The sequence below is a fragment of the Neobacillus niacini genome, assembly GCF_031456445.1.
GTDB classification, from domain to species: Bacteria; Bacillota; Bacilli; order Bacillales; family Cytobacillaceae; genus Neobacillus; species Neobacillus niacini_I.
In genome coordinates this window covers 18,414-35,936 of record NZ_JAVDUQ010000008.1, presented here as the reverse complement: position 1 = coordinate 35,936, position 17,523 = coordinate 18,414, and the positions used below count along the sequence as shown (strand labels likewise).

15 protein-coding genes are annotated in these 17,523 nt (G+C 41.8%); all 15 read right to left on the bottom strand.

What is annotated here, in order from left to right; all coding sequences use genetic code 11:
* Positions 1-22: 22 nt before the first annotated feature.
* Positions 23-976, bottom strand: coding sequence for a DNA-binding protein WhiA (gene whiA / locus J2Y67_RS09430; protein WP_310173217.1), 954 nt, complete (start codon positions 974-976; stop codon positions 23-25).
* Positions 977-1,008: 32 nt separating this feature from the next.
* Positions 1,009-1,995 carry a gluconeogenesis factor YvcK family protein gene (locus tag J2Y67_RS09425; RefSeq protein ID WP_310173215.1) on the bottom strand — a complete coding sequence of 329 codons (987 nt, stop codon included), beginning with the start codon at positions 1,993-1,995 and terminating at the stop codon, positions 1,009-1,011.
* Entirely contained in the window at positions 1,992-2,885 is an 894-nt protein-coding gene (rapZ, locus tag J2Y67_RS09420; RefSeq protein ID WP_310173212.1) for an RNase adapter RapZ, read from the bottom strand. The genes J2Y67_RS09425 and rapZ overlap by 4 nt, the downstream gene beginning before the upstream one ends.
* 20 nt (positions 2,886-2,905) lie before the next feature.
* Positions 2,906-3,364, bottom strand: coding sequence for an NUDIX hydrolase (locus tag J2Y67_RS09415; protein WP_310173434.1), 459 nt, complete (start codon positions 3,362-3,364; stop codon positions 2,906-2,908).
* 318 nt (positions 3,365-3,682) lie between these two features.
* Complete coding sequence (gene trxB / locus J2Y67_RS09410) at positions 3,683-4,633, bottom strand: thioredoxin-disulfide reductase (protein WP_310173211.1); 951 nt, start codon at positions 4,631-4,633, stop codon at positions 3,683-3,685.
* 90 nt (positions 4,634-4,723) lie between these two features.
* Positions 4,724-6,217, bottom strand: a complete 1,494-nt coding sequence (locus tag J2Y67_RS09405) for a tetratricopeptide repeat protein (protein ID WP_310173207.1) — start codon at positions 6,215-6,217, stop codon at positions 4,724-4,726.
* Between the two features lie 105 nt (positions 6,218-6,322).
* Positions 6,323-6,940, bottom strand: coding sequence for a bifunctional phosphoribosyl-AMP cyclohydrolase/phosphoribosyl-ATP diphosphatase HisIE (hisIE, locus tag J2Y67_RS09400; RefSeq protein ID WP_310173206.1), 618 nt, complete (start codon positions 6,938-6,940; stop codon positions 6,323-6,325).
* Positions 6,937-7,698: an imidazole glycerol phosphate synthase subunit HisF gene (gene hisF / locus J2Y67_RS09395; RefSeq protein WP_310173204.1), complete on the bottom strand. Its 762-nt coding sequence runs from the start codon at positions 7,696-7,698 to the stop codon at positions 6,937-6,939. Before hisF ends, hisIE begins: the two co-directional genes overlap by 4 nt.
* Positions 7,689-8,426: a 1-(5-phosphoribosyl)-5-[(5-phosphoribosylamino)methylideneamino]imidazole-4-carboxamide isomerase gene (hisA, locus tag J2Y67_RS09390; protein WP_310173201.1), complete on the bottom strand. Its 738-nt coding sequence runs from the start codon at positions 8,424-8,426 to the stop codon at positions 7,689-7,691. Before hisA ends, hisF begins: the two co-directional genes overlap by 10 nt.
* Entirely contained in the window at positions 8,423-9,049 is a 627-nt protein-coding gene (gene hisH, locus J2Y67_RS09385; RefSeq protein ID WP_310173199.1) for an imidazole glycerol phosphate synthase subunit HisH, read from the bottom strand. The genes hisA and hisH overlap by 4 nt, the downstream gene beginning before the upstream one ends.
* Before the next feature lie 138 nt (positions 9,050-9,187).
* Complete coding sequence (gene hisB / locus J2Y67_RS09380; RefSeq protein WP_310173198.1) at positions 9,188-9,775, bottom strand: imidazoleglycerol-phosphate dehydratase HisB; 588 nt, start codon at positions 9,773-9,775, stop codon at positions 9,188-9,190.
* Between the two features lie 177 nt (positions 9,776-9,952).
* Positions 9,953-11,221 carry a histidinol dehydrogenase gene (gene hisD, locus J2Y67_RS09375; protein ID WP_310173197.1) on the bottom strand — a complete coding sequence of 423 codons (1,269 nt, stop codon included), beginning with the start codon at positions 11,219-11,221 and terminating at the stop codon, positions 9,953-9,955.
* Positions 11,221-11,862: an ATP phosphoribosyltransferase gene (gene hisG, locus J2Y67_RS09370; protein WP_310173195.1), complete on the bottom strand. Its 642-nt coding sequence runs from the start codon at positions 11,860-11,862 to the stop codon at positions 11,221-11,223. Before hisG ends, hisD begins: the two co-directional genes overlap by 1 nt.
* The gene (locus J2Y67_RS09365; protein ID WP_310173194.1) at positions 11,855-13,039 is read right to left on the bottom strand and encodes an ATP phosphoribosyltransferase regulatory subunit; all 1,185 of its coding nucleotides are present in this window, start codon (positions 13,037-13,039) and stop codon (positions 11,855-11,857) included. Before J2Y67_RS09365 ends, hisG begins: the two co-directional genes overlap by 8 nt.
* Before the next feature lie 300 nt (positions 13,040-13,339).
* Entirely contained in the window at positions 13,340-17,416 is a 4,077-nt protein-coding gene (locus J2Y67_RS09360) for a bifunctional 2',3'-cyclic-nucleotide 2'-phosphodiesterase/3'-nucleotidase (RefSeq protein WP_310173192.1), read from the bottom strand.
* Positions 17,417-17,523 lie beyond the last annotated feature (107 nt).

The window sequence follows — 17,523 nt, the reverse complement described above, 5'->3', positions numbered from 1 at the left end:
TCTAATATCCTCCTCAAAAAGTTTATCTATTTTTTACAGCTACTTCACCAAGTCGCAGTTTTTCTGCAATCTCATCAATTTTTCTTAAACGGTGATTGATTCCTGACTTGCTGATTGCTCCTCCGGAAACCATTTCACCAAGCTCTTTTAGCGTTACATCTGTATAGTTCATACGGAGCTCCGCAATTTCCCTGAGCTTATCCGGTAAAATATGCAGTCCAACTGTTTGGTCTATATAACGTATATTCTCTACCTGACGAATCGATGCCCCAATCGTTTTGTTTAAGTTCGCTGTTTCACAATTTACCAGACGATTAACTGAATTCCTCATATCCCTTACAATTCGGACATCTTCAAAACGTAAAAGAGCATTATGAGCACCGATAATATTTAAAAACTCGGTAATTTTCTCTGCTTCCTTTAGGTAGGTAATAAAACCTTTTTTCCGCTCAAGTGTTTTGCTGTTTAAACCAAATGTATTCATTAATTCGCATAAAGAATCATTGTGTTCCTTGTAAAGCGAAAAAATTTCCAAATGATAGGAAGACGTCTCCGGATTATTCACAGACCCGCCGGCAAGAAATGCACCGCGTAAATAAGAACGCTTACAGCATTTCTTTTTGATTAAATCGTTTGAAATATCATGAATAAAAGTGAAGCCTTCACCTAAGATTTTCGTATCTTCCAGAATTTCTTTTGCCTGGTCCGCTAAACGGACAATATAAACATTATTTTTTTTTAACCTCATTTTTTTTCGAACAAGCAATTCTACCTGCACATCATAGCTTTTTTTTAACAATGTGTAGATTCTTCTGGCAATTGCCGCATTTTCCGTTTGAATATCGACAACTAACTTCCGATTTGAAAAGGAAAGGGAACCGTTCATTCGAATTAAAGCAGAAAGCTCCGCCTGAATGCAACACGTTTTCACTTCCAAGTTAGTTAATTCTTTTTTCGTTTCCGAAGCGAAAGACATCCCTTCATCCCCTTCAAATTTCTTGCCTACATTTATTTACGATGATAACGCTTTTTAGTTTCATCCATAAGCAAATTATATAAGATGTTGGCAACTTTTTTCGGGTCATGCCTCAAAGCCCCGTTTTCCTGAATGGCAATATCTGCATGAACCACTTCTAATCCGAGCTCGTAAAGACGCGGAAAATCATAGAGAACAGGGTCCGCTAATTCTTCATTATACCGGAGCTGTATCTCTGGAGGAATTTCTTCATTATTGACCAGAACCGTATCAATGAATGCACAATTCATATGATCATAAATCGCCTTTACATGATCACTCGCTGTAAAGCCGTGGGTTTCCCCTGCCTGCGTCATCAAATTACAGATATACACTTTTTTGGCATGGGCCTTGCATAATTCACCGCCAAGCTTTGGAACAAGAAGGTTCGGCAAAATGCTTGTATAAAGGCTCCCTGGACCAATGATGATTAAATCAGCTTGGCGTAGCGCCTGAATGGATTCAGGTAATGGACGAATATCATTCGGTGTTAAAAAAACTCTTTTTATTTTTTTACCCGAATATGGAATCTTTGATTCACCTGAAACAACAGCCCCGTCTTCCATTTCAGCATGCAAAACGACACTTTGATTGGCTGCCGGTAATACCTTGCCGCGAACATTTAAAACCTTGCTCATTTCTTGAATGGCATGAACAAAGTTTCCGGTAATCGATGTCATGGCTGCAAGAATGAGATTCCCAAGTGAGTGCCCTGATAACTCATTCGAGGTTTTAAAGCGATGCTGAAACATTTCCTCGACAAGCGGCTCCACATCCGACATGGCTGCTAACACATTGCGAATATCTCCAGGCGGGGGAATATGCAGGTCATCTCGCAGTCTCCCTGAACTCCCGCCGTCATCCGCAACGGTAACGATCGCAGTGATATCAACAGGATATTGCTTTAATCCCCGTAACAAAACAGGCAATCCAGTTCCTCCACCAATGATGACGATTCTTGGCTGTCCGAAATTGCTCATGTAGTTTTTTCCTTTCTCCTTTCAATGTCACGGTGCGAAATACACGTTTTGTAATCCTTCTCAAAAAACTTTCCAATATACTCCGCAAGTGCTACCGAGCGGTGCTGCCCGCCCGTACAACCAATCGCAATAATCAACTGCGCCTTTCCTTCCCGCTTATAATGAGGGAGCATAAAGGAAAGCAAGTCTGTTACCTTTTCTAAAAACTTTTGCGTTTCACTCCATTTTAAAACATAACTGGAGACTTCCTCATCCATTCCTGTTTTAGGCCGCATATGTTCAATATAATGTGGATTTGGCAGGAAACGCACATCAAAGACAAGGTCAGCATCGATTGGAAGCCCGTGCTTAAATCCAAATGACATGACATTGACAGTAAAAATATGTTCTTTATTCGCAGTAAATTCCGTTAAAATTTTTTCTCGCAATTCGCGCGGCTTCATTTCTGAAGTATTATAAATCAATTGGGCACGACCTTTTAATTCCTCTAAAAGATCCCTTTCCAGCTTAATCCCTTCTAATGGAAGACCTTCATGTGCCAGCGGGTGTGACCGTCTTGTTTCTTTGTACCTGCGTACTAGAGTGGAATCATCTGAATCCAAGAATAAAATCCTTGGAGTAACCCATGAGGTTTCCGCTAGGTCATCAAGAGCTTTAAAAAGGTGATCAAAAAACTCTCTCCCGCGCAAATCCATGACTAAGGCCACTTTATTCATTTTATTCCCTGATTCCTTCATTAGTTCAAGAAATTTTGGCAATAATGTCGGGGGTAAATTATCAACACAGAAGAACCCTAAATCTTCAAAGCTTTGAATGGCAACTGTTTTTCCTGCTCCAGACATTCCTGTAATGATGACCATTTGAGTATCGCCCGTAGACCCGGTACTCATTTTCAATTCCCCCTAATAAATTAACTTGGATCTAATCGATAACTGATTAGTTGAAAATCCTTTGTATACGTGAAAGTGCCGTAAATGATTCCTTTTCCATGAATCATATAATCGATGATATGATAATCACCCGCTGCCATTGGCAGATTTTTAATTTTATCCAATGCGTGCCACTGAAGAATTCCTTCTTCTGACTCTTCCACATCCATGCCGTCTGAGTCATTCGCCAAAAATGAAAACATCATCCATTCGGATTCCACACAATCATTTTCTTTGATAATCATCGTGAAAACGCCCTTTAATTGTGGGTTTTTCAAGTATATTCCCGTTTCTTCTCGGAATTCCCGAATACAGGAATCTCTGACAGATTCACCCGGCTCCATTTTGCCGCCCGGAGCCACCCACCAGCCACGCCGCGGCTTTTGCAGCAACAAAATTTGATTATCCCTTATTAATACACAATTGGTGACCCGCTGCACTTTTCTCACCTTCTTCCAAAAACGTAAGCGCCAATTCCAGGCGCTGAAAACCAGCCTTTATTTATCAATTTTTCTTCAAAAAAATCCCCGATGTAATGATTCATTTCATTATACTATTTTTAATATCCAGTCACAATGAATACAAATTTGATAATTAACTAAAAAATTCCTTTCTTAATTAAATCATTAAGAAAGGCAAAAAAAATAGCACAGGTTTTTGGCCTGTGCACAAAAAGTATATTTTTAAAGGGGGTCAATTACTATCACTATCATACCCCATCTTTATTTCACTACTGTTACAGAAGAATTAAAAGAGAGTTACTTTTTAAGCTTTAATTCTTCCTTTAGCTCCTCCACGTAATGCTGTGCGGCTTGGGCGGCAATACTGCCGTCACCTGTAGCAGTTACGATTTGACGCAATGTTTTTTCACGAATATCTCCAGCAGCGAAAATTCCATGCACTTTAGTTTCCATACGCTCATTTGTTTCAATATAGCCATTTTCGTTGGTAATTCCCAAGTTTGCAAAAGGCTTCGATAATGGCAGCATACCGACGTAAATAAATACACCATCCGCCTTAAATTCCTGCTCCTCCCCATTTACCGTTGATACCAACGTTACACTGCCAACCTTTCCATCCTTATCATTAATCGATTTGATGGTGTGATTCCAAATGAAATCCACTTTCTCATTGGCAAATGCCCGGTCTTGCAGTATTTTTTGCGCACGAAGCTGATCACGGCGATGAACAATCGTTACTTTTGATGCAAATCTTGTTAAATAAACACCTTCTTCAACAGCAGAGTCTCCGCCGCCAATCACAACAAGCTCTTTGTTTTTAAAGAAAGCTCCGTCACAGACTGCACAATAAGAAACACCGCGTCCGCCAAGTTCTTTTTCCCCGGGAACACCGACCTTTTTATACTCAGCACCCGTCGTAATAATCACGGAATAAGCTTTATATTGTTTTGAGCCGGCATTAACTACTTTATAATCACCATGGTCCACAATTTCTTTAATATCACCGTATGCATATTCAGCACCAAATTTTTTAGCATGCTCGAACATTTTAGTGGATAAGTCCGGACCTAAAATACTTTCAAAGCCCGGGTAATTTTCAACATCCTCTGTGTTGGCCATCTGCCCGCCCGGCATCCCGCGCTCAATCATAAGTGTTGAAAGGTTTGCACGTGAAGTATATACTGCAGCGGTCATACCAGCTGGGCCAGCACCCGCAATAATGACATCATAAATTTTTTCTTCGGACACTTTTGGTTCACTCCCTATAAAATACGATTAGGTATATCATTCCCTTTCCCTAATCGTATAAAACAAATTGGTTATAGTCCAAGAATTTGCTTAGTTTAAAAAGTTGTTCACCAATTTAACATATTTCCCAACAGTAGCTGCGGATAGTCCATACCGATTGGCGATTTCCTGCCGCGATACTTTTTCACTGCGAAGCTTGCTCCAAACATATTCAATCGCTCCAGCCCATGCCTGCTTATTTTTCAATTTAACATCTGACTTCGAAATTTCTACAAATGTCGAAAACCAGATTAAATATAAGCCCGATTCAATTGGTCCGATCGGTTGATGGTTTTGATACAAAAGCTCGGCAATTTCTTGCGCATCAGCCGTAATGGAAGGTATGCCGGATTTGATAAAGGCTACATATTCCCGTTCCATCGGCGTCAGCCTTTGATTTTCCAAAAAGCGGTTGGATGAGAAAATATCCTCTGCTTTATCTGATACCGCTGTAAGAAAAAGGGCAAATAATCGTTCCTCAATATAATCGCTGTCTAATTTTTGAAAAATGGAACTTGGATGGTCCTCAAATCCGCCTCCCTGTACACGGTCAGCATTCCATGGTTCAAATCCTTCTTTTTCCGGATTGATTTCTAGAACCTTTTTCCAAATATTCTCAGCGAAATTCCTGTTACCAGTATGATAGGCCGCACTGGAGAGCCAATAATAGAATGGACCGTCTCCATCAAAACCCTTTTTATATAGCTTTTTAAGCCAATAGTAGGCAAGCTCATATTCCCCGACTAGGGCAAACGTTGCCCCAAGCTTAAATTGTTGTTCAACAAGAAGCGGTTTTATTTTTCTCAAGGATTCCATTAATCGATCAGCACTTTTAAATTGCCCTTGATAATGGGCAAATACTAGCCGGTTACAAAGTGCATGAAGATTCCCCGGATTCCTTACCAGGACGTCATCTAAAATCGATTCGGCTTTTTCCGTTTTTCCTAAATAAAAATAGGCAAGGGCTAAATTATTATAAGCAGACCAATACTCGGGATACTCCTCGACAACGTCTTTTAATAATTCAATCGCCTTAGGAAAATATCCTGACTCTAGTAAATCTCTTGCTTGCTCTTGTTTAACAATCAGATCGTCCTGCTGATAAAGCTCCTCTTCAAGTCCTTCTTCTTCAAAAAGAAGTAACTCAAGGAGGTCTTCTGTATCTTCAATAAATTCACCATCAGGCTCTAGGTCTATATAAAGTTTTGCATGGTGATAAGCATCTTTAAATAATCCCATGTGGGCATAATTATTCGCTAAAAAATAATGGCATTCCACCATTTGGTCATCAAGTTCTTCAAGGATTTGATGCAAAAGTCGATTCGAGTTCTCAAATTCACCTAGTTCTGTCGATACAATCGCCAGCTGGCAAGTAATAATCGGCTCACCCGGCTCAAGCTGCATTGCACGCCCCAGGTATTTTTTTGCTTTGATAAAGTCACGTCGATAGTAGGCCTTTAATCCCTTCTTGAAATAATATTCCCCTGTTGGGACAAATGAGAGAATTTTTCCCTTTTGAATTCTTGCTTTCGAGTCTTTTCCCATAAAGTCCTCCATCTTTCTTTAAAGCATACATAACTTATGTAGTATAACATAATGGGAGGTTATCCGAGAAGGGTTTCAGAAGTTGGCATAAAAAAACCAGTCAGCTTACGACCGGTCTTTGTGTCTTTCTTCTAATGTTTTCAATACTTCCTTAAACGGAAGCTCTTGCTCAACCAATAAAACTTGTAGGTGGTAGAGTAAATCCGCTGCTTCCCACTTTAGTTCTTCGTGGTCTCGATTTTTCGCGGCAATGATGACTTCTGCTGCTTCTTCCCCTACTTTTTTCAAAATCTTATCGACGCCTTTTTCAAAAAGATAGGTAGTATAAGCCCCTTCCGGACGGTCCCGCTGACGGTCTAGGATGACTTTTTCAAGTGATGGCAAGATTTGATAATCACTTAAACTTGCCCCGCCTTCATATACTCTTTCGGAAAAACAACTGACCGCACCAGTATGGCAGGCAGGACCTTTCGGATAAACAAGTACTAAGAGTGCATCTTGATCACAATCATAGTTAATACTTACAACAGACTGTGTATTCCCGCTTGTTTCACCCTTATGCCATAGCTCCTGACGTGAGCGGCTGTAAAACCAGGTTTCTCCTGTTTCCAATGTTTTTTTGAGCGATTCCTCGTTCATATAGGCAAGGGTTAATACTTCTTTTGTACCTGCATCCTGGATAATCGCGGGAACAAGCCCCTTTTCATCAAATTTCACCTTCATCGTACCGTCACTCCTTTTTCCCTTAAATAGCTCTTCACTTCATGTACAGACGTTTCTTTATAGTGAAAAATCGATGCAGCAAGAGCCGCATCCGCTTTCGCTGTTAAAAATGCTGCTTCAAAATGGGCTGCATTTCCTGCGCCCCCTGAAGCAATAACTGGGATAGGAACAGCATCGCTTACAGCTTTCGTCAATTCAAGGTCGAAGCCATTTTTCTCGCCATCACTGTCCATACTCGTTAATAGAATTTCGCCCGCACCAAGTGCTGCTGCTTCCCGCGCCCAATCGACTACTTTTTTATCAGTTGGTGTGCGGCCGCCATGGGTATAAACACGCCATGTTCCCATCTCTTCATCAAATTTTGCATCAATGGCAACCACGATACACTGGGATCCGAAAAAACTTGCCCCTTCTTCAATTAGCTTCGGATTTAAAACCGCTGCTGTATTCAGTGATACCTTGTCTGCACCGGCCCGGAGAATTCGTTTCATATCCTCTAAAGCATTGATTCCCCCACCGACCGTAAAGGGGATTGCAAGCTCGGATGCAACTGCCTTTACCACTTCTACCATTGTTTTTCTGCCTTCGACCGATGCGGAAATATCAAGAAAAACAAGTTCATCGGCACCTTGTTCATCATAAAATCTCGCCAACTCAACAGGGTCACCAGCATCACGGAGCTGGACGAATTGGATTCCTTTTACCACCCTGCCTTCTTTTACGTCCAGACAGGGAATAATTCTTTTTGTTAAGGCCATACTCTCACCTCATCAAGTGCTTCCTTTAAAGTAAACCGTTTTTCATAGAGGGCCTTTCCAACAATCGCACCGCTAACGCCCTGATACGAAACCGATTTTAAGGCACTTAGATCAGCTAAACTGCTAACGCCCCCAGAGGCAATCACATTTTTGCCCGTTACCTTTGCCATTTCGCAAACCGCTGCAATATTTGGCCCGGCAAGCGTTCCGTCGGTTGCAATATCGGTAAAAATAAACGTTTCCGCTCCAGCGTCAGCAAACTGTTTCCCTAAATCAATTGCCTTTACTTTTGATGTATCAAGCCAGCCATGTGTTGCTACATAACCATCCTTTGCATCAATACCGATTACGATTTGCTCTTGATATTTTTTAATCATTTCAATGGCGAACTCAGGATTTGAAACGGCAATGCTCCCGATGATCACCCGATTTACACCGTTTTCAAGGTAGTGGACAATATCTTCTTCCGATCGAATACCACCGCCAATTTGAACATTCACCGACAGCTGTTTTGCCGCCTCTATGACAAAACGGTCATTTACCCGTTTTCCATCCTTTGCCCCGTCGAGATCCACCATATGAATCCATTCTGCTCCGTCTGCCGCAAATTGCTGTGCCATTGCAAAAGGGGAGTCCCCATAAATCGTTTCTTTGTCGTAATCTCCCTGGAGAAGGCGTACGCATTTTCCGCCCCGCATATCAATCGCAGGGTAAATCGTGATACTCATCGCACAGCCTCCTTTTTTTCAACTAATTGTAAAAAATTATTTAAAAGTGCCATTCCCAGTTTACTGCTTTTTTCCGGATGAAACTGCATTCCAAAAATATTGTCCCTGCCTACAACCGCAGAAACCTCTTCATGGTAGTTTGCCTTCGCCAGTAAAACGTCGGAGCCGGCTGCGTCCACATAATAGGAGTGAACAAAATAAACGTAATCCTCTTCAAGATTTTCTAAAAGAGGCGAAGCTTTTACAAATTCAAGGCGGTTCCATCCCATGTGAGGGACTTTGTAGGTGTCGCCCTCAGGCGTTTTGCCCGAAAACCTGCGCACTTTTCCAGGTAACAGGCCTAACCCTTTCGTCGGTCCGTTTTCTTCACTTTCCTCAAAAAGAAGCTGCATGCCAAGGCAAATCCCAAGGAGCGGTTTTCCTGTTGCAGCAAATTCCTTAATCGTTTCCACTGGCAAGAGCTCCATTGCGTCCCGGAAAGCACCGACCCCTGGAAGAATTAATGCATCTGCTGCGAGCAATTCACTTTTTTGGGCGGAAATAAAATATTCTGCACCTAAACGCTCAAGTGCCTTGCTGACACTGAAAAGATTTCCCATTCCGTAGTCAACTATGCCAATCATTGATTACACTCCCTTCGTTGTTCATTGCATTATGTGATTCGCTGATAAAGACTGAAAATTCGCTAATAAAGCATAATTATACCCTTTTTCAAAGTAATAAGTTCAGTTAAAAACAGCTAAATTTACGAAAACGACTTACTATAACATCCCTTTTGTCGATGGGACCCCTTTAATCCGCGGGTCAATCGTGGTTGCTTCGTCCAGCGCCCTGCCCAATGCTTTAAAAACTGCTTCAATCATATGGTGTGTATTTTTTCCATAATGAACAATGACATGAAGGTTCATCCGCGCCTCCAGTGCCAGCTTCCATAAAAACTCATGGACGAGTTCGGTATCAAAAGTACCAACCTTTTGACCAGGGAACTCAGCACGCATTTCAAGATGCGGACGGTTGCTGAGATCGACTACTACTTGCGCCAATGCTTCATCCATTGGGACAAACGCATTCCCATAGCGCTTAATCCCCCGTTTATCACCGAGTGCTTCCCGAAGTGCCTGTCCGAGGCATATTCCGATGTCCTCTGTGGTATGGTGGCCATCAACTTCAATATCGCCCTGCGCATCTACCATAAGATTAAATTGCCCATGTTTTGTAAATAGGTCAAGCATATGAGTAAGGAATGGCACCCCTGTTTCAAGTTCTGAATGTCCTTCACCATCAATTGCTAAAGAAAGTTTAATTTGTGTTTCATTTGTTTTCCGTTCAATTCCTGCCACTCTTTCCATGAAGGGGCCCTCCTAAGTTGTTTTTTCTAGTATTTATATTTGAATTGGTCGGAATCCGCTTTTATTTGCGAATCTAAGGAACTTATTTGCGAATTCACGCCTTTTATTTGCCAATCTAACCAATTTATTTGCGAATTCATGGACTTTATTTGCGAATCCCCAAAAATTGTCCCAAAGTTAGTTTTTCAGTCTCATTTCCACTGCCCTTGCATGTGCTTCCAGCCCTTCCATCCGGGCAAACGCTGCAATTTTTGCTCCATTATCCTTCATAGCTTTTTCACTGTAAATAATGACACTGGATTTCTTTTGAAAATCATCCACATTAAGCGGGCTGGAAAAGCGGGCTGTTCCATTTGTCGGCAACACATGATTGGGTCCCGCAAAATAATCACCAACTGGCTCTGAACTGTACCGTCCGATAAAAATCGCTCCTGCATGGCGGATTTTCCCAAGAAGCTCCATTGCATTTTCCGTGATGATTTCTAAATGTTCCGGTGCAAGGACATTGATAGTCTCCACTGCTTCATCCAAATTTGCCGCCACATAAATGACGCCATAATCTTCAATGGAACGCGCAGCAATTTCTTTTCTCGGCAATAATGCCAGTTGTTTTTCTACCTCTAAAGAAACCTCATCTGCTAATCGTTGCGACGGTGTAACCAGAACACTGCAGGCACGAGGATCATGCTCCGCCTGTGATAATAGGTCGGCTGCAATCTCGCCCGCCCTTGCTGTTTCATCAGCAAGAACAGCAATTTCGCTTGGTCCGGCAATCATATCGATATCAACATCGCCAAAAACCTCACGTTTCGCCAAAGCAACGAATATATTCCCTGGGCCTGTAATTTTATCAACCGATGCAATGGTAGCTGTTCCATAGGCAAGCGCAGCAATGGCTTGAGCGCCGCCGACCTTATAGATTTCCTTGACACCCGCTTCCTTTGCGGCAACTAAAACGGCAGCTGGCAGCTTTCCTTCCTTGTTTGGCGGCGATACCATGACAATCCGTTTAACACCGGCCACTTTTGCCGGAATCACATTCATCAGCACCGAGGAAGGATATGCTGCGGTTCCGCCCGGTACATAGACACCAACAGAATCAAGTGCAGTAATCTTTTGTCCTAGGATGGTTCCATTTTCTTCTGTTGTCATCCAGGAGGGACGAAGCTGTTTTTCATGGAAGGAGCGGATATTTTCTGCCGCCTCCCGAACAATCGCAACAAAATCTTCATCCACCGTCTCGTAAGCTTCCGCGATTTCCTCTTCCGTTACCGAAAAAGAAGCTAACTGAACATGGTCAAATTTTTCGGTATACTCCCTTAACGCTTCATCACCACGAGTGCGAATGTCAGAAAGAATATTTTTTACAATCGCCAGCTGCTCAGATGTACCAGTTTCAATTGATCGTTTAATCGAAACCAAATCATCAACCTTTTGAATTTTCATTATGAATTGACCTCCACTGAAACCACTTCATTAAGCCTCGATACGAGCTCATTTATTTTTGCATCCTTAATTCGATAACTAACAGGATTGACGATGATCCGGGATGTCACATCGACAATCCGTTCATATTCCACAAGCCCATTTTCTTTTAATGTCCGGCCAGAAGAAACGATATCCACAATCCGATCTGCTAAGCCAATAATCGGAGCAAGCTCAATCGATCCATTTAAACGGATAATTTCCACTTGTTCGCCCTGCTCGCGGAAATAGGCTGCCGCCACTTTCGGATATTTGGTGGCTACTTTAGGGGCCACATCATTCATTTTGGTGTCCGGCAGACCTGCTACCGCCAAATAACAGCTGCTGATTTTTAAATCAAGAAGCTCATAAACATCTCGGTCTTCCTCAAGCATAACATCTTTCCCAGCAATCCCGACATCGGCAACACCATGTTCCACATAGGTAGGGACATCCATTGGTTTGGCCAAAATAAACCGAAGGCCCTCTTCCTCAATATCGATGATCAGCTTGCGTGAATCTTCAAATTCCGGCGGCAGCTTATAGTCTGCCTTGCGAAGTAAAACAACTGCCTCTTCAAATATTCGCCCTTTTGGCATCGCAATCGTTAGCAAATTACACATCTGCGGGCTCCTTTCCTGCTTTTCCGATTAAATACATCACATTTGAAAATTTCTTCGAAAAAGCATCAAGATTTTGCACCCCGGAAATATCCTGAAGCACGACACGCTTTCCTTGTTCCTGCATTTTTTGGGCTAACTGGATGCCCTCCCTCCGCCTTTCCTGGCTGAAGAAAATACACTGCAGATCATTTTGAGTTTCAAATTCACCCATCGCTTCTAATATCCGATCAAGCTGGAGTGCAAATCCGGTTGCATTTGCTTTTTTACCAAACTTCTCGATTAAACTATATCTGCCGCCATTTCCAATCGGAAAACCGACATTCCCAGCATAGGCTTCAAAGAAAATTCCCGAATAGTAACTCATATGGCCGACCAGTGTTAAATCAAATCTCACTTGATCCTGTACACCGTAATCATTGAGGACATCCCAACATTCTTTGAGCTGGAGGATGGCTTGTTTGCCTTGCTCGTTTTCGATTAAATCAAGCGCCATGCCAATAACTTCTTCTCCGCCGCGTAATTCAAGGAATTGCAGGAGCCTTTGTTTATCAATCGAGGACAACGAGAGTGAAGAAACATGCTCGCGATACCCGACATAATTTTTTTCAAATAAAAATCTCCTTAGTGAGTCTGCCCGTTCCTCTGTGCCTAAAATTTGTAAAAATAATTCCTCGGTAAAGGACGTATGGCCAATCGATATTTGAAATTCTTCCAAACCGGCTTGCTTTAAAGAGGAGACTAAAAGTGAAATCACTTCGCCGTCACACGAGACGGTCTCATCATTGATAAACTCCACACCAATTTGTTCAAATTCAGCCGGTCTGCCGCCCTCACGGCGCTGAGCCCGATAAACGTTTGCCGTATAAGCTAATCTTAATGGCAGGTCGTCCTGTAATAGCTTTGAGGCGGCGACGCGTGCAATCGGGGCCGTCATCTCCGGTCTTAACACAAGCGTATGTCCATCTTTATCAAGTAATTTAAAAAGCTGACGGTCCGGAATCGCTGATGCCACCCCGACCGTTTCATAGTATTCAAGAGCCGGGGTTTCAATAAATTGGTAACCCCAAAGCTTAATCGCATCCGCTAATAAGGATTGAACATGGTGTTTCTTTTCAAATAACCCTGGCAGTGTGTCTCTCATGCCCAATGGCTTCTCAAACATAAACAAACGGCTCATTACGATCATCCTTTTCTATGGATAAAGGGCGGAGCTGCGCCAAACCATAATAATACATATACTGGATAGTTCCGATTAATTAAGAAATCCAAGTAATAGGTATTGTTCGGCTCCGCTCACACCGCCTTTTTTACAGAATCCTTTAGTCTGCTAAATTGGTAGTAAGATAAAGTATATTATTTGTAGTTTACCTCTAGGGTACCCTTTCGTCAATGAAAAACTTCCGAAAAAAGCCCCCTAAAAAAGTTTCAGGGGGTTAAAGAATAAAAATTTTGTTCATTCCATGATTAAGATGCCATTTTATTGGAACTTTGGATTACTTTTTACAAGTTTAACATTTGTTTCTTTACTTGTATTCCCCACCGCATCCGTTGCAGTAAAGGATAAAACAGTGTCATGTGTTTGCGCTGATTTAAACGGTATATAGAAGACTCCGTTTTTATCAGCGGCCGCCATACCAAGCAGAGTTTTTTCTTTAAATACTTTTACGGTTGAACCGGCTTCTGCTTTACCAGTTACACTCTTAGCTGGTGCAATGATTTGTCCTATATCTGGAGCATCTGGTGCTGTTACGTCCTTAACCACTACCTTTGTTTCCGAACTTGTGTTACCTGCAGCGTCTGTTGCAGTAACCGAAACTTCTGTTCCAGCTTTTAAATGTGGAATATCAACTGTAAATGAACCATCTGCTTTTGCCGTAGCTGTGCCAATAACCTGACCACCTGCTTTAACCTCTACCTTTGCATCCTCTTCTGTTGTCCCAGTAACCTTTGTTGACTGATCAGTGACTTCATCCACCTTTGGAGCGTCAGGTGCTACAGTATCAATTAAAATTCTACCTTCAATTTGTGCTGAAATTGGCTTCTCATCAAAGGATTTTACATAATTAACAAATGCATCTAAATCAGACATCCAGGTTACCCGGTCCGTTCCTTGTTTTAAAATGGTGAATCCATCTCCGCCGTCAGCCATAAAGTTATTAACAGTTACGGAATAAACGCCTTTAGGATCAATTTTCTTACCATTTGGAAGGTAAATATCGAGAACCTTTCGCCCAATTGGCAAATTATTTGACCATGTATACTTCAAACCTGCGATTTGCATGATACGGTTTCTGTCAGCAGCAAATTGCTGATTAAGGAGTATTCTTACTTGTTCACCAGTAATTTTTTCGGTAACAATATCATTACCGAATGGCTGGATAGCAAATAAATCCCCCCATGTAATTGGACCTTCTTTTTTAATATCATCCCGGATTCCACCAACATTCATAAAGGCAAAGTCCGTATTCGTTGCAGCTTTCATTCCATCAGCAATAAGATTGCCTAATGCCGTTTCACCTGATGCATTGGCAGTACGAGAAATCGGTGCTGCCGCTTGGCCAACCACTTCACTAGTGATGGGAGCGACATATGCCTGATAAGCATCAAGTTCTGCCTTCACTTTTGCATCCAAATGTTTATCATCTTGAAAGGTTGATACAATCTCAGCTTGTTTCTTCACAATATCCTGTGTAACCGGGTCAATAGTTAAATCAACATCCGAGAACGCAGTACCGTATGAATAAGATTGAACGAGTAATTTGCCATTCACTGTTGAATTCAAATACTTGTGGTCATGCGCACCGAAGATGACATCGACTTCAGGATAGACAGCTTTTGCAATGTCAACCACCTTACCAGTTGGATTTGAACCATCCGCAGCGGAGGTTCCTGGATCATGGGCAAGTACAACGATGGATTTAACACCTTTACCTTCTAATTCCTTCGCATACTTATTAATGGCATCTGTTTCATCCGTGAAATGAACTCCTGCTACGCCGCTTGGGGTAACAATGCTTGGTGTTTCAGTTGTAACCACACCGATAAATCCAATCTTAACACCATCCACTTCTTTTATTACATACGGTGGTAAAATTAGCTCATCTGTTTTATCGTCCACAACATTTGCAACGACGTAAGGGAATGCTGCTCCTTCAAATGGTCCATACTTATCAACCGTTTTTGGATGGGCACCGCCATAGATTAACCGCTTCATTTCTGTGACACCTTCATCAAACTCGTGGTTACCAATCGTACCCACGTCAAAACCAAGTTCGTTTAAGAAGCGGATGGTTGGTTCATCCTGTAATAACGCAGATACTGGGCGGCTTGCCCCAACTGCATCTCCAGCTTGGACCATTAATGTGTTAGCTGGGTTCAATGCTTCTCTTTCTTTCAAATAACCGGCTAAGTATTCAATGCCGCCTACAGGTTTTCCTGAGACTGTTGTCTTGTAATCCAATTGTCCATGGAGGTCATTGATGCCTAATAGTTGAACATGAACATCTTTACCGAATTGATACTTGCCCCAAACCTTCCCATCACTATCCGTTACTTTTCCAATCGATTTAATCGTACTTGACTGTTCAGCATAAGTTTTCGCTGAAGGCGAAGATTTAAAAGTCAATTGGGCTGTTTTATTAACAGGCTTAATGGACCAGTTACCATCTGCGGATGGGTTGACTGTACCTTGATCTTGAATGTAGTTCATTAATACTTGTCGGCTTTCATCCGGAGAATCCACGACAATTTTTTCTTTTCCGTTAATGCCAGGGAAGTTTCCGCCGCCGCCTGTACGGTAGTTGTTTGTGGCAACAATAAACGGTTGATCGTCTTTAACAGGTGTTCCATCAGGCATTGTCAAACCTACTATACGATGGGAATCAGCATTAATCAGAACACCATTTTTGTCGTATCTCGGTTTTTGAGTAATATCTATTTGATACTTTACTCCATCAATGACATCGAAATTGTAGGATGGGAAAGCATCATTAATAATGTCTTGTGGATGTCCATTATTAGGATCTACGGTATTAAATTGTCCTGCTGCCATTTCAAGCCACTCTCTTACTGTAGCACCCGTTACTTGTACCGCTTTTAGAGTATTAGGATATAAATACAAATCATTAGCGCTTTTAATGGAGAGATCGCCAGCTTCAATATTTGTATAATAGTCCGGACCGCTTCTGCCTCCGGCTTTGAACGGTGCTCCTGCTGATAACACTGGGATATCTTTTAATTCCGGGTTTTTACTTTCAATCCATTTCTTAACGTATTCCGTTTGGGCATTGTTGACAATTTGGATTGTCGGGTCATCCTGGACCTGGGCGAAATAACTATACAAAGGAGCGGTAGTGGTACCAATTTTTCCGCGCACATATTCAATGGTTGCTTCGTGCTCAGTTTTTACAGCATTCACCACATCCTGGTCGGGAGTTTGAACAGTTGTAACAGGTCTTAGAGCAGCCTTTGAATCGGTAACCTTCCATTTTCCTTCGACTTTTTCCAATTTAAGATCCATTACACCAAGGTTGTTTCCCCAAAAACCTGCCTCCATTGCAGGGACATTGTTAATGGTTCCTTTTGTGTTGTCGATTCCATCTTTCCCATTGAATTGAGCATCACCAGGGAAGTTTACATGAGCATGTCCAAATAGTAATGCATCAATTCCTGGAACTGTACTTAATGCGTAAACAGCATTTTCTGCATTTTCTTGGTCTTTCTGGGCAATATCACAACCAGAGTGGGCGATGGCAACAATTAAATCAGCACCTTTCGCTTTCATTTCCGGTATGAATTTTTTAGCTGTTTGGACAATATCTTTAGCAATAACCTTGCCTTCTAATTTATCTTTATCCCAATTCATAATTTGCGGTGGTGCAAATCCGATTACGCCAACTTTAATGGTTTGATCCTTTCCATCTCCATCCTTTACAACCTTATTGATGATTTTATAAGGTGTGAAGTAGTTCTGGTCATCCGACGGATCGGAATTATGATCGTCAACATAAATGTTGGCGTTTACAATTCCATCACGGCCAACCCCACCAGTAGCAGCTTTGAACGGAGCATGCTGCAATACTGAATTTAAATAGTCCAAACCATAGTTAAATTCGTGGTTTCCTACAATACCAGCATCATAGTCTAATAATGCCATAGCTTTAAAGACTGGGTGAACATCGTTGGGACCCAGGGGATGAACCTTTGCAACATAATCAGCAAGTGGATTTCCTTGAATTAAATCTCCTGCATCAAAAAGCATAGAGTTCTGCTCATAAGTGTCATGCGTAGCAGCATTTCGTTCTTCTGCTCTAGCTTGTTTGACTAACACAGCAGTTCTATCTAATCCGAAGTTATTGACAGGAGCATCCTTATAGTAATCATAATCCATCACGTTGGAGTGAATATCTGTAGTTTCCATCAGACGAAGTTTAACTGGAGCTGTTCCTGCATCTGCCGCCTTTGCAGTAAAAGATGCAAATGGTGAGGTGAGCGTACCTAATAATAATGCGAAAACCGTTAATTTACTAAGTCTGCCAAAATTCTTTTTCTTCATACACCTTTCCACCTATCCCTTTTTTGGAATTTATTCCATTAAAAACCAGTCTCTAAAAATGTGTAGAAGTAATCCTCTCCCTTTTCATAGATTCAGACAAAAATCGG

Bases quoted from the DNA above. Each gene is read 5' to 3' on its own strand.
- hisG (WP_310173195.1), bottom strand. From the start codon at position 11,862: ATGTGTAATTTGCTAACGATTGCGATGCCAAAAGGGCGAATATTTGAA.
- hisH (WP_310173199.1), bottom strand. From the start codon at position 9,049: ATGATTGGCATAGTTGACTACGGAATGGGAAATCTTTTCAGTGTCAGC.
- rapZ (WP_310173212.1), bottom strand. From the start codon at position 2,885: ATGAGTACCGGGTCTACGGGCGATACTCAAATGGTCATCATTACAGGA.
- hisIE (WP_310173206.1), bottom strand. From the start codon at position 6,940: ATGAAGGTGAAATTTGATGAAAAGGGGCTTGTTCCCGCGATTATCCAG.
- J2Y67_RS09425 (WP_310173215.1), bottom strand. From the start codon at position 1,995: ATGAGCAATTTCGGACAGCCAAGAATCGTCATCATTGGTGGAGGAACT.
- hisF (WP_310173204.1), bottom strand. From the start codon at position 7,698: ATGGCCTTAACAAAAAGAATTATTCCCTGTCTGGACGTAAAAGAAGGC.
- J2Y67_RS09360 (WP_310173192.1), bottom strand. From the start codon at position 17,416: ATGAAGAAAAAGAATTTTGGCAGACTTAGTAAATTAACGGTTTTCGCA.
- J2Y67_RS09365 (WP_310173194.1), bottom strand. From the start codon at position 13,039: ATGAGCCGTTTGTTTATGTTTGAGAAGCCATTGGGCATGAGAGACACA.
- hisD (WP_310173197.1), bottom strand. From the start codon at position 11,221: ATGAAAATTCAAAAGGTTGATGATTTGGTTTCGATTAAACGATCAATT.
- J2Y67_RS09405 (WP_310173207.1), bottom strand. From the start codon at position 6,217: ATGGGAAAAGACTCGAAAGCAAGAATTCAAAAGGGAAAAATTCTCTCA.
- whiA (WP_310173217.1), bottom strand. From the start codon at position 976: ATGTCTTTCGCTTCGGAAACGAAAAAAGAATTAACTAACTTGGAAGTG.
- hisA (WP_310173201.1), bottom strand. From the start codon at position 8,426: ATGAGTATCACGATTTACCCTGCGATTGATATGCGGGGCGGAAAATGC.
- hisB (WP_310173198.1), bottom strand. From the start codon at position 9,775: ATGGAAAGAGTGGCAGGAATTGAACGGAAAACAAATGAAACACAAATT.